Below are 14,043 nucleotides of genomic sequence, written 5' to 3' on the forward strand. Positions count from 1 at the left end.
GGCACGCGATCTGCGTGTCGATTCGGCGGGTGAAGAGGTATCATGAAGGTCATCATTTGTGGTGCGGGGCAGGTTGGCTACGGCATTGCCGAGCAGCTGTCGCGGGAAGACAATGAAGTCTCCGTCATTGATACATCCGCCGCGCTGATTACTGCCATTACCGAGACGCTCGACGTGCGTGGTTATGTCGGGCACGGCGCGCATCCTGACATGCTGGCCAAGGCCGGTGCCGATCAGGCCGACATGATCATTGCCGTGACGTTGCACGACGAAATCAACATCGTTGCCTGTGAGGTCGCACATGCACTGTTCAGCGTGCCGACCAAGATTGCCCGTATCCGTGACCAGAGCTATCTGCAGCCGGAATATGCCGACCTGTTCAGCCGCGAAAACATGTCGATCGACGTGACGATTTCGCCGGAGGTTGAGGTCGGTAAAATGGTGCTGCGGCGCATCGCCTTTCCCGGCGCCAATGACGTTGTGCGTTTTGCCGACGACAATATTTCCATGCTGGCAATTGAATGCATGGAAGACTGCCCTGTCATCAACACGCCTCTGCACCAGCTGAGCAGCCTGTTTCCGGATCTGATTGCCACTGTGACCGGCATCTACCGTAACGGCCTGCTGATCGTGCCACGCTCCTCCGATCAGTTGCGCACCGGTGACTTGGCCTATGTGATCTGTCAGCGCCAGCATGCGCGCCGCACGCTTGGTCTGTTTGGCCATGACGAGCAGGAGGCGCGGCGCATCATCATCGCCGGTGCCGGTAATATCGGCCATTACGTGGCCAGCAAGATCGAGGAATTGCAGCCCAATACCAGGGTCAAGATCATCGAATTTGATCGTGAAAAAGCAGTCACAGCGTCTGACCTGTTGTCAAAGACCATTGTTCTCAATGGTTCTGTGGTCGATCAGAAGATATTGCTGCAGGCCGATATTCAGGATGCAGACCTGATCGTAACGCTGACCAACAATGACCAGACGAATATTCTTGGTGCGGTCATGGCAAAGCAGCTTGGCTGCAAGTCAAACCTCGTTTTGTTGAACAGCACGTCTTTCCATGATGTGACGAAATCACTTGGCATTGATGCCTTCATCAATCCGCGTGCCGTGACCATTTCGCGTGTGTTGCAGCATGTGCGCAAGGGGCGCATTCGCTCGGTCTATTCGGTGCAGAAGGGCTCTGGCGAGGTCATTGAGGCCGAAGCACTGGAAACGTCACCATTGGTTGGGCAGATGTTGCGTGACCTCGATTTGCCTGACGGTATCCGTATTGGTGCCATCTATCGTGAAGGCAAGGTGCTGCGTCCGGATGGCTCGATGAAAATCAAGGCCAGGGACCGGGTTGTGCTATTTGCCGCCGCAGATGCGGTGCGTGATGTGGAACAATTGTTCCGGGTGTCGATACAGTATTTTTAGGCTGGTTTTTCTTTGCGGAATTGGTGCATCATATGTTGCTGGCGAACCATTCCGTACGCTTTCGACATTGCGCAAAATTGCGCGATTTGGTACCAGAGTCGCGGACGAGGGTTATGAGGGGTTGAACCTACTCAACCAGCGGTTATTGATTGATTATTTTCCGGCGTTTTTGCCGGCAAGAAAGAAAGAAGCGGCGCCATGGCGGAACGTTCTCAGAATTTGCAAGATCTCTTCCTTAATACCGTTCGCAAACAAAAGATTTCGCTGACGATTTTCCTTATCAATGGTGTGAAGCTGACGGGTGTTGTCACGTCGTTTGACAATTTCTGCGTTCTTCTTCGTCGTGATGGCCATTCGCAGCTTGTTTACAAGCACGCGATTTCGACCATCATGCCCGGTCAGCCGATGCAGATGTTTGAAACCGAAGAGGGTGCTGCCTAAATATAGGCTGACCTCGCGGTTAGAGCGTTAAAAACATAGCGATCCAAAAGGGCAAGGGAACGTTTAGGCGTGTTTCCCGTTTGCCCTTTAGGCGTTTTCTAGACAGGATATAAGACCATTTCGACACGCGACACATCAAGTGAATCCATTATTCCCGAACTGGAAAAGCATCGGGACGATATGCGCGCGGTGGTGCTGGTGCCGGTTCTCAAGCAGGGACGTGAGTCAAAAGACCCTTCGATAATCGTCGCTCCAGTGCGCTCCAGCGATGCAAAGCTGGAAGAGGCAAAGGGTCTGGCGCTCGCCATTGATCTTGAAGTTGTTGCCGGTCTGGTCGTCTCAGTGAACCAGCCGCGCCCGGCCACTCTGTTTGGCACTGGCAAGATTGAAGAAATCAACCACCTGCTGAATGAGCATGATGCCGGCCTGGTCATCGTCGACCATCCTCTGACACCGGTGCAACAGCGCAATCTTGAAAAACACTGGAATGCCAAGGTCATTGACCGTACCGGCCTCATTCTGGAAATCTTTGGACGTCGTGCATCCACCAAGGAAGGCACGCTGCAGGTTGATCTTGCCCACCTGAACTACCAGAAGGGCCGTCTGGTCCGCAGCTGGACCCACTTGGAGCGTCAGCGCGGTGGTGCCGGTTTCATGGGTGGTCCAGGTGAAACTCAGATCGAAGCCGACCGTCGTCTGTTGCAGGATCGTATCGTCAAGCTGGAACGTGAACTGGAACAGGTTGTTCGCACGCGCCAGCTGCACCGTTCAAAACGCCGCAAGGTGCCGCATCCGATCGTCGCGCTAGTGGGCTATACCAATGCCGGCAAGTCAACGCTGTTCAACCGCATTACCGGTGCTGGCGTGCTGGCCGAGGACATGCTGTTTGCCACGCTTGACCCGACGCTGCGTCGCATGAAGCTGCCGCATGGCCGCACCGTCATTCTCTCCGATACCGTGGGGTTCATTTCCGACCTGCCAACCCACCTTGTCGCGGCGTTCCGCGCGACGTTGGAAGAGGTGCTGGAAGCCGATCTCATTCTGCATGTGCGTGACATGTCGGACCCCGACAATGCCGCGCAGTCGGCTGACGTGCTGCGTATTCTCGCCGATCTCGGGATCGATGAGAAGGAAATGTCCGAACGCGTTGTCGAGGTGTGGAACAAGGTCGACAGGCTGGAAACCGAGGCCCATGACGCCATCATGCAGCGCGTGCAAGGGCGTGACAACATCAAGGCCGTATCGGCTGTGACGGGTGAGGGCGTTGATGCCCTGATGGACGAGATTTCGGTGCGTCTGTCCGGCGTGTTGACCGAAACGACGGTCATCCTGCCAGTCGATAAGCTTCATCTGCTTTCATGGGTTTATGACAATGCAATTGTCGATGAGCGTGAGGACCGTGAAGATGGTTCCGTCGCGCTTGATGTGCGCATGTCGGAAGCGCAGACCGCGCAGCTGGAACGCAAGCTCGGCAAGGTAGCGATAAGCGAGCCCGAGGAATGGGAGCGGTAATCACCGCTTCCAACACACATTCACAGGATAAACTTGCAGACAGGCTTAACGAAGTGCATGGGACTGGTGGCGTGATCGCTGTGCAGATAGTTTTATCTTAAAACAAAGAGTTAGCGCTCAATGTTGATATATCAGAACCGCTGTTGGGGCATTTTTCGCCTCCAGCGTGTGCGGCTGATATTGTCAAATCCCGGTTGTTTTTTCTATTTTTTTACTTTTTTGCGCAACGAGGTTTTATCGGTTGTGGTTTGGGAGGGCCTTTCTGATAATAGGCATACTGTACCGATGAGTTTTTGAATGACTGAACCTCTTGATACGCAAACCGTCCTGCTGCTGCACCAGATGTCGTTTTTTGTCGGTGCGCTGTGTTTCCTTTACGTGCGCTCACGCTCGTCTGGCAATATTGGTCTCGGTCTTCTGTCGATCGGTTTTTTCCTCAGCGCCCTTGCTTCAACCTTTGTGATTTTTGGACGCAAGACGCCCGAGCAGATCTACTTGTGGTCGGTGGTGGCGTTTATGGCGGGTGCGATTGGTTATGCAGTCTTCGTCGTGGGCGTGTGCCGCGTCAGCAGCCAACGCAAAAGCAACCGGCAGTGGCTGGTCATGCTGGTTCCCATCATAGGTACAGGTTTTCTGGTTGGTGCCGCTTGGTATATGGTCGCCGAACTGCGGGCGAGCCTTTATAATGCACTGGCCGCGATGTTGTTGTTGATTGCCGCATTTTGCGTGTACCGCGACCGCATGCTGGAGAAATTGCCAGTGCGCGTGGTGCTGAGCCTTGCGCTTGCAACCTCCGCCATGCTGCGGATCATGGCCATTGTCGGGTATCAGTTTCCAACGGTTGCAATCATTGCGCCGACCAACGCGTTTTTCCTGTCGATTGTCTGCCACTTTGCCATTGCGGTTTTTGTGATGGCGTTGGTCAAGGAACGGGCCGAGGCAGACTTGCTGCGCCTTGCCAACATTGATGCGCTGACCGGCATTTCCAACCGTCGTTCGTTTTTTGAAAGACTGCCGGAAACGCTGCGGGTGGGTGATGCCATCGTCATGGCCGATATTGATCACTTCAAGAAGATCAACGACACGCATGGCCACTTGGCTGGCGACGAGGTACTGGCGCGGGTGGCGCAGGAACTGTCGGCCATGCTGCGCCCCAATGATGTGATTGCCCGGTTCGGCGGCGAGGAATTTGTCATTTTCCTGCGTGCTTCCGGCAAGGACAATCCTGCCATCCTGGCCGAGAAGATACGCACCTGCGTCAGCGCCATCATTCACACAGCTGAAGACAAGGAAATATCGGCCACTCTCAGCATGGGCATTGCCGTGTGCGAGGAGAAGGTGAGCTTTGCCAAGCTGCTGTTGAAAAAGGCCGATATCGCCCTTTATGCGGCCAAGGGTGCCGGACGTAACCGCCTGACGGTGTTCCGTTTGCAAGACCTTGAGCCGGTGGAGGCTGGATCGGCTGACGCCATACGCACAGCAATCTCCTGATATGGCACCTATGGCCCGTCACCGGGCCATAGCGGTAGATACACGCAATCAGTCCAGTTGCCGCTCGATAGCCTTGGCCGCCTGCCACAGCGCTTCCATGCGCTCAAGGCCCGCGTCTTCAAGGCGCTCATTATTTGATTCAAGGCTTTGTTCTATGTGGTTGAAACGGCGACGGAACTTTGTGTTCGTTCCTCTCAGCGCCGTCTCAGGATCCGCACTGACATGGCGTCCGATATTGACCAGTGCAAAAATCAGATCGCCGAGTTCGTCAGCCACTTTTTCCGGTTTGCCAGATGCCAGCGCCTCGCGCAGTTCTGCCACTTCCTCCTCGATCTTGTCGAGGATCGGTTCCGGCTTGGACCAGTCGAAACCGACCCGTGCAGCCTGTTCCTGCAGTTTCAGTGCTTCGGTCAATGCCGGCTGGCTGCGGTGGACATTGCCCAGGAAACCGGCCTTGAAATCCTCGGTGATACCACGCTTGGCGCGGCGCTCCGCACGCTCGCGCTTCTCGGCGGCCTTGATGGCATCCCATTGCAGTTTTACCGTTTCAGGCGTGTCCGCGTCGGACACGGCAAAGACATGCGGGTGCCGGCGGATCATTTTTGAGGTGACGGCATGAACCACGTCACCAAAGGAAAACTCACCCATTTCCTCGGCAATGCGGGAATGGAATACCACCTGCAGCAGAAGGTCACCGAGTTCCTCGCAAAGATCATCCGTGTCCTTGCGTTCGATAGCGTCTGCGACCTCATAGGCTTCTTCGATCGTGTAAGGTTTGATCGTTTCAAAGGTTTGCACGATATCCCACGGGCAACCGGTTTCCGGCTGACGTAACGCCTCCATGATCTCGATGAGGCGGGAGATGTCCTTCGAGGCTTCCATGCTGCTGCTTTCGGCTATGTCCGTTACGGGGTCAGTTAAGGGGAATGTCGTTGTCGGTTTTGGAGGATTGGTAGGTGTCGGAAAGGCTGTTGTAAATCGCCTTGATGCGATCTGTCTGCGCTTTCAGCTGCGCGCGGGCCGGTTCGGCCTCGCTGTCCACAAGGTCGGCAATGAAATAGGAATTCCAGAACGCATTGTTGCGGCGATATCCGCCCGGTTCGAGGCCAAAAACCTCCTTCAGGATTTTCAGGTCATGTGGAATGGCGAAGGCATCGCGTGAATCCTCATGGCTGAAGAAAGAGTAGAAATTATCAAATCCCGCCCAGGTGATGGCCGACATACACATGGTGCAAGGCTCGTGGGTAGACAGGAAAATCAGGTCCTTGGTGTTGAGCTTTTCACCCATCTCGTAGAAGCGTTTCAAGGTGTGAACCTCACCGTGCCACAGCGGGTTTTCAAGCTCGTTATTGGTCTCGGCAATCACCAGCGACAGGTCGGATTTTCGCAGGATGGCGGCGCCAAAAACCTTGTTTCCGGTCGCGACACCTTTTGTCGTGAGCGGTAATATGTCATGCTCGATAACATCGAGAAGGCGGGACGCAAGTGTTGTGGTTTCCACGGTTTCATTCCTCGAAATTTGTCCCCGACCATATTCGCGTTTTGCCTAAAATGTGAAGCAAAAACATCGGTTTTTCGATGGATTTAGGGCTTTTTAGGCGTATGTTTTAGGGAGGGTTGGTTAGTTATCCTCAAAAGCCAGCAATCGCAGAAAAGAAAAATCCAGCTATTGGGTTAGGTGGAATTTCTGTTTCTTCAAGTATTTGGCCGGATCAGCGATACTTTGAAACATGTATCAGGACAGTGCCTCCCCATATGCCAGTGACCGGCTTTCAACCTTTCCCGCCTTCTTCAAGGTGGAGGGCAAGTGCGTTGCCGTGTTTGGCAATGGCGATGAGGCTTTTGCCAAGGTCCGCCTGCTGTTGAACACCAATGCCGGTATCATCGCCTATGCCGATCAGCCGGAAGCAGACTATGCCGGTTTTCTGCGTGAGCATGAAGGCCGTGGTGTGCAGCATGTGGCGCAGGCTTTTGTCCCTGATGTGCTTGCTGGTGCATCGCTGGTTTTTGCCGCCACCGGTGACGGTGCGCAGGACCGCGCCATCGTCGATTCTGCCCGTGCAGCCCGCATTCCGGCCAATGCTGTCGACCAGCCTGATTATTGCGATTTCTTCACACCAGCACTGGTGTCGCGTGCACCGGTGGCCATTGCCATCGGCACGGAGGGTGCAGGCCCGGTTCTGGCGCAGATGATCCGTGCGCGCATTGACCAGATGCTGTCGCCATCGCTTGGTGCCCTGGCGCGTCTGGCTGTCGAATATCGTGATGCGGCTGAAAAGCTGGTGCCGAAGGGTGCCTTGCGACGCAGCTTCTGGCGTCAGTTCTTTTCGGGTCCTGTTGCCGACGCGGTTGCTGTCAATGATGGCGCTTCGGCGCGCTCCGAGGCCAACAGGCTGCTGAATACGGCTGGCAACGCCAAGGGTTATGTCTGGCTGGTGGGTGCCGGCCCAGGTGCCGAAGACCTTTTGACGCTGCGGGCGCAGCGCGTGCTGATGGAAGCCGATGTGATCGTTTATGACGCGCTTGTTCCGCAGGCTGTTGTCGATATGGGCCGGCGTGATGCCGAGCGTCTGTCGGTTGGCAAGCGCAAGGGCTGCCACAGCAAGTCGCAGGACGAGATCAACAAGTTGCTGGTGCAGTTGGGACTGGAAGGCAAACGTGTGGTGCGCCTGAAATCCGGCGATCCCCTGGTCTATGGCCGTGCGGCCGAAGAAATGGCGGCACTGCGTGAAGCCGGTATTTCCTACCAGATCGTTCCGGGCATCACCTCTGCCTTTGCTGCAGCTGCCGATTTCGAACTACCGTTGACCCTGCGTGGCGTTGCCTCCTCGCTAATCTTCACCACCGGCCATGATCTGACCGGCGATATCCTGCCGGACTGGGCAAGCCTTGCTGTGTCAGGTGCGACGGTTGCCGTTTACATGGGGCGTACAGTTGCCGCCTCTGTGGCAACCCGTCTGATGAATGCGGGGCTGGCTGCGGAAACCACTGTGGCGGTTATTGAAAATGCAAGCCGAAGCGATAAACGCCTGTTGCACGGCACGTTGAACGATTTGCCCGACCTCGAATTCCGGGATGAACTGACAGGTCCTGTCATGGTTATCATTGGGGAAGCGGTTGCTGGCGCGAATTTTGAGAGATCCGAGGCTCTGGCCCTGTCTGGCCGGGTCGCGGATCGCAAGAAGGAGTATGAAAATGGCTGACAAGGTTCTGACTGCGAACCGGCTGGGCGATGGCATTGCCGTATGGCTTGATGCCAATGGCACATGGACGGAAGACCTGCAGGCGGCCTTTGTTGCCCGCCACGCCGAAGCGGTTGCTTCGCTGGAAGAGGTTGGCAAACGCGACTTTTCCGCAAACCGTGTGGTCGATGTCAATCTGGTTGATGTCGCCGAACAGGATGGCCGTCTTTGGCCGACGCGTTTGAGAGAGCGCATTCGTGCCGCTGGCCCGACCATTCATTATGCAGCGGGCTTCAAGCCTGCCGATTCCGCCTTTATTGCAGTCTGAGGAATAACATGTACCGCTACGACGAATTCGATCACGCTTTCGTAAAGAGCCGTGTGGACCAGTTTCGTGATCAGGTAGAGCGCCGCCTTTCTGGCGAATTGGCTGAAGATGCGTTCAAGCCCCTCCGACTGATGAATGGTGTTTACCTTCAGCTGCATGCCTACATGCTGCGTGTTGCCATTCCCTATGGTACGTTGAATGCGCGGCAGATGCGCATGCTGGCGCATATCGCCCGCAAATATGACCGGGGTTACGGCCATTTCACCACCCGCCAGAACATCCAGTACAACTGGCCAAAACTGTCGGATACGCCCGATATTCTGCACGAGCTTGCCAGCGTGGAAATGCACGCGCTGCAAACATCCGGCAACTGCATTCGCAATGTGACTGCCGACCATTTTGCCGGCGCTGCCGCCGATGAGGTGGCAGACCCACGGCCTTACGCGGAAATCCTGCGCCAGTGGTCGTCCGTGCACCCAGAGTTTTCCTACCTGCCGCGCAAGTTCAAGATTGCCGTGACCGGTGCCGAGCGCGACCGCGCCGCCATTCAGGTTCATGACATTGGTCTGCACCTGAAGAAAAACGACAAGGGCGAGATCGGTTTTGCCGTTTACGTCGGTGGCGGGCAGGGCAGAACGCCGATGATTGCCAAGAAACTGCGCGACTTCCTGCCGGAAGAGGACCTGCTGTCCTACATCACGGCCATCATGCGCGTGTATAACCTGCATGGCCGCCGCGACAACAAATACAAGGCACGCATCAAGATCCTGGTCCATGAAACCGGCACGGAAGAGCTGGCCCGTCAGGTGGACGAAGAATTTGCGCACCTGCGCAATGGCGAGTTGAAGCTGCCGGAAGCCGATGTTCAGGCCATCACGACCTATTTTGCCGCCCCTGACCTGCAGGCGCGTGCCGAGGGCTGGGAAAGCCTTGCCCGCTGGAAAAAGGCTGATCCAGCCTTTGCCCGCTGGGTGGATCAGAATGTACAGCCGCACCAGCACCCTGACTACGGCATGGTGACGATTTCCCTGAAGCCGATTGGCGGCATTCCAGGCGATGCGACCGATGCACAAATGGATATCGTGGCAGACATTGCCGAGGAATATGCGCTGGATGAGATCCGCATCAGCCATGAGCAGAATATCATTTTGCCGCATGTGGCGCTGGCCGATCTGGAGCCGGTTTACCGGGCTCTCGCCGAAGCGGGCCTGGCAACCGCCAATGCCGGTTTGATCACCGATATCATTGCCTGTCCCGGGCTGGATTATTGCGCGCTTGCCAATGCGCGTTCCATTCCCGTGTCGCAGGAAATCTCCACCCGTTTTGGTTCGCCAGAGCGTCAGGCGGAAATTGGTGAGCTGAAGATCAAGATTTCCGGCTGCATCAATGCCTGCGGCCACCACCATGTTGGCCATATCGGCCTGCTGGGCGTGGAAAAGAAGGGTGCGGAGCTTTACCAGATCACGCTGGGTGGTTCTGGTGATGAAAACACCTCGATCGGTGAAATCATCGGCCGTGGTTTCGAGCCTGAAAAGGTAACCGACGCCATCGAGACGATTGTCGACACCTATATTGGCCTGCGCCTGTCGAAAGAGGAGACTTTCCTTGAAGCCTACCGTCGTGTCGGGCAGCAACCTTTCAAGGATGCGCTTTATGGCACTGCGGCAGAAGCGGCATAAGGAAAATTGGACATGACAAAAATCTGGAACGAAAGCGGCTTTGTTGAGAACGACCCCTGGGTTATCGAAACCGAGGACGTAAAGGCCACGGACGATCAACAGTCGATCCTTGATCTTGATAACTTCCTTGTGAAGGTAGAGGAAAGCAATGACGTGAACCTTGGCGTGCTGATCAAGCCTGCCGATGATGTGTTGCGTCTTGCACCTTATCTGGACCGTATCGCGCTGGTCGCCATTTCATTTCCGGCCTATAATGACGGTCGCGGCTTTAGCCATGCCTCATTGCTGCGCTCGCGCCTTGGCTTTGCTGGCGAGGTGAGGGCGGTGGGCGATGTGCTGCTTGACCAGATTCCGCATATGTTGCGCACCGGTTTTTCCAGCCTGTCGGTGACCAATGAAACGGCGATCCGCAGACTGTCTGAACATCGTATTCCAGGCATTGATGTTCACTATCAGCCAGCAGTCAAGGAAGCTCTGACCACTGATTCATACAGCTGGCGTCGGCGTGCGGCAGTATGACATCTCGTATTTTGCAAGCCGAAGCTTAATTTTGGTGGGTGGTTTGCAACTGATCTCATGAAAACATGAGATTTTGGTGCATATTTTTCAAACGTAGACCAGCTATGACATTCCATGCCTTTAAAAGCGGCATGGAATGGTATAATTGCCCTGCAATATCCATCGTAGACCTGAAATGGACGGACCAACGCATGAATGCTCCAGCCAAGAATGAAGAATTCGCAGCCAAGATTCCGGACGGCGTTTACGCCGAGACGGTGATTTCGGTTGAGCATTATACCGACCGTCTGTTCCGTTTCCGCATGACACGCCCGGCCGGTTTCCGTTTCCGCTCTGGCGAGTTTGCCATGATCGGCCTGATGGTCGGTGAAAAGCCTGTTTACCGTGCCTATTCGATTGCCAGCCCGGCTTGGGACGAAGAACTTGAGTTCTTCTCGATCAAGGTGCCAGATGGTCCTTTGACCTCGCACCTGCAGGCCATCAAGCCAGGCGACACGGTGCTGATGCGCAAGAAGCCGACAGGCACGCTGGTGCTGGACGCGCTGACGCCCGGCAAACGTCTTTACATGTTCTCGACCGGTACCGGCATTGCGCCTTTCGCAAGCCTTATCCGTGACCCCGAAACCTACGAAAAGTTCGAGGAAGTCATTCTCACGCATACATGCCGTGACGTGGCTGAGCTGAAATATGGTTTTGATCTGGTCGAGGAAATCAAGAACCACGAGTTCCTGAGCGAACTGGTTGGCGACAAGTTGAAACATTACGCAACGGTGACCCGTGAAGATTATCCCTTCACCGGCCGCATCACCGATCTGATCGAAAACGGCAAGATGTTTGCCGATCTTGGTGTACCTGCGTTCGATCCTGAAATCGATCGCGGCATGATCTGCGGATCGTCCGCAATGCTGAAAGACACCAAGGAACTGCTGGAAAAGGCTGGCCTCAATGAAGGCGCCAACAATAAGCCAGCGGAATTCGTGATCGAACGCGCCTTCGTCGGTTGATCGACAAGACCTTGTGAATTGAAAAAGGAGACCTCGCGGTCTCCTTTTTGCATTCAGGCCGTTTCCGTATCCTTTGGCGGCACGATGTCGTGTCGGAACAGCAGGAACAAGGCGATAGCAATGGCCGCGATGCCGCCGCCAACAAGATGCGAAAGCGCATAACCACCCTTGGTGGTCAACCAGCCTGCAACGCCGTTGCTCAAGGAGGCGCCGATGCCTTGCAGTGTCATGACGCTGGCAAGGCCGACATTAAAGCGGCCCGTGCCTTTCAAAATACGTTCCACCGCAACCGGCGTGGCAATGCCCAGCAGGCCAGCACCAATGCCATCAAGCAATTGCACGGGGTAAATCACCCAGAACTGTTCGAAGGACGCGGCAAGCAGGCCGCGAATGGGCAAAGCGATCAGCGCAATCAGAAACACGGTCGACAGACCAAACCGGCGAATGAGCCACGGTGCTGCGGCTGCCACGAAGATCATGGCAAATTGCGCGACACCGGTAATGATGGCGGTGGTACGAAACGGCGAGTTGAGCTCAATGGCAAAATCCTGCGCGATCAAGCGGCCCATCGGTGCGTTGCCGAAGTGAAAAATCAGCAGGATGATGGCCAGGAAAATCAGGCCTTTTTCATTCAGCAATATCTTTATTCCGGACGGCCCCGGCTCACCCTTGTCCTCGGCCAAGCCGCGGGCAACCTTGTGATCAATGCGTTTCGGATCAATGGCAGCAATTGCGGCCAGTGCTCCGACAGCGGTGGCGATCATCAACCCGATGACACCCGAAATACCAAAGGCCGACACGGCCATATAGGTGGCAAATAACGAGACGAAATTGCCGCCATGGTTCCAGAACTCGTTGCGGGAAATCTGGCGTGGAAAGAGTTTCTCGCCAACAAGACCGAGCGTCAGGCCAGCAAGGGCGGGTCCTATGACTGCGCCAACAACCGCCGTCATGATTTGGCCGGTCCAAACAACTGCCTCCTTGGTAAAGATCAACGTGATCAATGCACCAACGGTGACGATGATGACCGGCACGGCAATCAGCAGCCGTTTCCAGGTCGAACTGTCGACCAGTGCCCCACACAGGGGCGTTGCTGCAAGACCGATCAGCCCGCCGACCGTTGCAATCAGGCCAAGCTGCATGGCCGACCAGCCATTGGTGGCGAGAAACGCATCCAGAAATGGCCCCAGCCCATCCCGCGCATCGGCCAGGAAAAAGTTCAGCACAGCCAGTGCCAGCAGTGAACGGTCAGAGATGCCGGAATGCGGGGTTTTGCCTAGGGATTGGGAGTCTGAGTGGATGGGTGTTGTTAGCGTTGTCATCGACAGCTCTTTCTGATGCGAGGCGAAGCTGGCGTGAAACGCGCGATTTTGAAATTGGTTGCTGTTACGGTTAACGCTTCTGTGTGAAGGAACTATCGGCACTGCTGGACGTTGGCTGTTCATGTGAAAAGGAACAGCGTCATGAGCTATAAGTTAGCATCGATCATTATGCTTGCCGCAGTTGTTGCTGCACCGCCCGCAATGGCGAATGAAAGCCAGTTTCTCGCTAGTCTTGGCGGCAGCTGGAAGGGCACCGGCACCGTGCGAATGCGAACCAATGCATCGCCGGTGAAGGTTACTTGCACATTCCAGTCCAATCCGGCGGGCCAATCGCTGCGCATGGAAGGCACGTGCCGTGGACTGGTGGTGGTCAAACGCGAGATATCTGCCGACTTGGCGGCCAGTGGCAACAGCTATAAAGGCAATTATGTTGGCCCGTCCGGCCGCCCGTCAGCGCTCAGCGGAAAACGTCAGGGTGATGCTATAAATCTGACCGTGCGCTGGAACCGTGAAATCAATGGCGACCGGGTGGCCAATATGACCATCAGCAAGGTGGGCAATAATGGCCTGCGCCTTCGTACCACCGACAAAGACGGTGCAAACGGAAAGAACGTTGTGACGAGCGATATTCAGCTGACGCGGTAAACGGTTCAGTCGCGCTTGATGGTGAGCAGCATGTTCCACATGTCTGCGCCGGTTTCAAAGACGAGCGCATTGGCGTTGAAGCCGATTTCGGCATTGATGCTATCAAGCATCTCGCTGGCGAGGTCGACGCTGACGCCATCGCTGGATGGGCTGATAGAATCGGAAACGCCACCAGAGGCACTGCTTGAAAAGCTGGTTTCAAGGCGGGCATAACCTGGCGTGCTGACATTGGCGACATTGTTGGCGGTCGCCGCAAGGCTTCTGCTATGGGCCTGCATGCCTGATAGAGCGTTGCTGGTGATTGCTGAAATGCTCATGCGTTGCCCTGCCTGTTCTGGCCCTATTTACCTGTCGTGCACATTAAGCGGCACGGCTTAGGGAAAGGTGAAGCGACGCGGTAAGCGAAATCTTGCTCGGTTTGGCGTCACTGTCGCAAAACAGGACATGTCCGTGCCGTGCACTTAAAAGAAAAGCGCCGCTGGTAAGGGCGGCGCTTTCTGT

At 55.6% G+C, this 14,043-nt stretch carries 14 protein-coding genes; 10 read left to right on the top strand and 4 right to left on the bottom strand.

Going from position 1 to position 14,043, the window contains the following annotated elements; translation table 11 throughout:
- Nucleotides 1–42: 42 nt before the first annotated feature.
- The 4 genes from trkA (at nt 43) to M2418_RS08690 (ending at nt 4,863) form a co-directional block, all read left to right on the top strand.
- The gene (trkA, locus tag M2418_RS08675; protein ID WP_259146016.1) at nt 43–1,419 is read left to right on the top strand and encodes a Trk system potassium transporter TrkA; all 1,377 of its coding nucleotides are present in this window, start codon (nt 43–45) and stop codon (nt 1,417–1,419) included.
- A 198-nt stretch (nt 1,420–1,617) separates the two neighbouring features.
- The gene (hfq, locus tag M2418_RS08680; protein ID WP_027673217.1) at nt 1,618–1,860 is read left to right on the top strand and encodes an RNA chaperone Hfq; all 243 of its coding nucleotides are present in this window, start codon (nt 1,618–1,620) and stop codon (nt 1,858–1,860) included.
- A 180-nt stretch (nt 1,861–2,040) separates the two neighbouring features.
- Nucleotides 2,041–3,372: a GTPase HflX gene (gene hflX, locus M2418_RS08685; RefSeq protein ID WP_259146019.1), complete on the top strand. Its 1,332-nt coding sequence runs from the start codon at nt 2,041–2,043 to the stop codon at nt 3,370–3,372.
- 297 nt (nt 3,373–3,669) lie between these two features.
- Nucleotides 3,670–4,863, top strand: coding sequence for a GGDEF domain-containing protein (locus tag M2418_RS08690; protein ID WP_259146021.1), 1,194 nt, complete (start codon nt 3,670–3,672; stop codon nt 4,861–4,863).
- A 48-nt stretch (nt 4,864–4,911) separates the two neighbouring features.
- Here the strand turns inward: M2418_RS08690 and mazG are convergent, their stop codons facing one another.
- Both mazG and M2418_RS08700 read right to left on the bottom strand, forming a co-directional pair.
- Complete coding sequence (gene mazG / locus M2418_RS08695) at nt 4,912–5,745, bottom strand: nucleoside triphosphate pyrophosphohydrolase (protein ID WP_259146023.1); 834 nt, start codon at nt 5,743–5,745, stop codon at nt 4,912–4,914.
- 31 nt (nt 5,746–5,776) lie between these two features.
- Entirely contained in the window at nt 5,777–6,364 is a 588-nt protein-coding gene (locus M2418_RS08700) for a deaminase (RefSeq protein ID WP_259146025.1), read from the bottom strand.
- A 229-nt stretch (nt 6,365–6,593) separates the two neighbouring features.
- Between M2418_RS08700 and cysG the strand changes: the two genes are divergently transcribed.
- The 5 genes from cysG to M2418_RS08725 all read left to right on the top strand — a co-directional run bounded on the left by cysG (nt 6,594) and on the right by M2418_RS08725 (nt 11,575).
- Nucleotides 6,594–8,066, top strand: a complete 1,473-nt coding sequence (gene cysG / locus M2418_RS08705; protein WP_259146026.1) for a siroheme synthase CysG — start codon at nt 6,594–6,596, stop codon at nt 8,064–8,066.
- Nucleotides 8,059–8,373, top strand: a complete 315-nt coding sequence (locus M2418_RS08710) for a DUF2849 domain-containing protein (RefSeq protein ID WP_250981700.1) — start codon at nt 8,059–8,061, stop codon at nt 8,371–8,373. Before cysG ends, M2418_RS08710 begins: the two co-directional genes overlap by 8 nt.
- An 8-nt stretch (nt 8,374–8,381) precedes the next feature.
- A complete protein-coding gene (locus M2418_RS08715; RefSeq protein ID WP_259146028.1) occupies nt 8,382–10,052 on the top strand; it encodes a nitrite/sulfite reductase in 1,671 nt (556 codons plus the stop codon).
- A gap of 12 nt (nt 10,053–10,064) precedes the next feature.
- Entirely contained in the window at nt 10,065–10,571 is a 507-nt protein-coding gene (locus M2418_RS08720; protein WP_259146030.1) for a DUF934 domain-containing protein, read from the top strand.
- Nucleotides 10,572–10,762: 191 nt separating this feature from the next.
- Nucleotides 10,763–11,575, top strand: a complete 813-nt coding sequence (locus M2418_RS08725) for a ferredoxin--NADP reductase (protein ID WP_192488744.1) — start codon at nt 10,763–10,765, stop codon at nt 11,573–11,575.
- A gap of 53 nt (nt 11,576–11,628) precedes the next feature.
- Here the strand turns inward: M2418_RS08725 and M2418_RS08730 are convergent, their stop codons facing one another.
- On the bottom strand, nt 11,629–12,897 hold the full coding sequence (locus M2418_RS08730; RefSeq protein WP_259146031.1) for an MFS transporter: 1,269 nt from the start codon (nt 12,895–12,897) through the stop codon (nt 11,629–11,631).
- 141 nt (nt 12,898–13,038) lie between these two features.
- Between M2418_RS08730 and M2418_RS08735 the strand changes: the two genes are divergently transcribed.
- On the top strand, nt 13,039–13,542 hold the full coding sequence (locus M2418_RS08735; protein WP_259146033.1) for a hypothetical protein: 504 nt from the start codon (nt 13,039–13,041) through the stop codon (nt 13,540–13,542).
- 5 nt (nt 13,543–13,547) lie between these two features.
- Here M2418_RS08735 and M2418_RS08740 read toward each other — a convergent pair whose 3' ends face one another.
- Nucleotides 13,548–13,859, bottom strand: a complete 312-nt coding sequence (locus M2418_RS08740; protein WP_259146035.1) for a flagellar basal body protein — start codon at nt 13,857–13,859, stop codon at nt 13,548–13,550.
- Between the last annotated feature and the right edge of the window lie 184 nt (nt 13,860–14,043).

It is taken from the genome of Rhizobium sp. BIGb0125, assembly GCF_024810055.1.
Taxonomy (GTDB): Bacteria; Pseudomonadota; Alphaproteobacteria; order Rhizobiales; family Rhizobiaceae; genus Agrobacterium.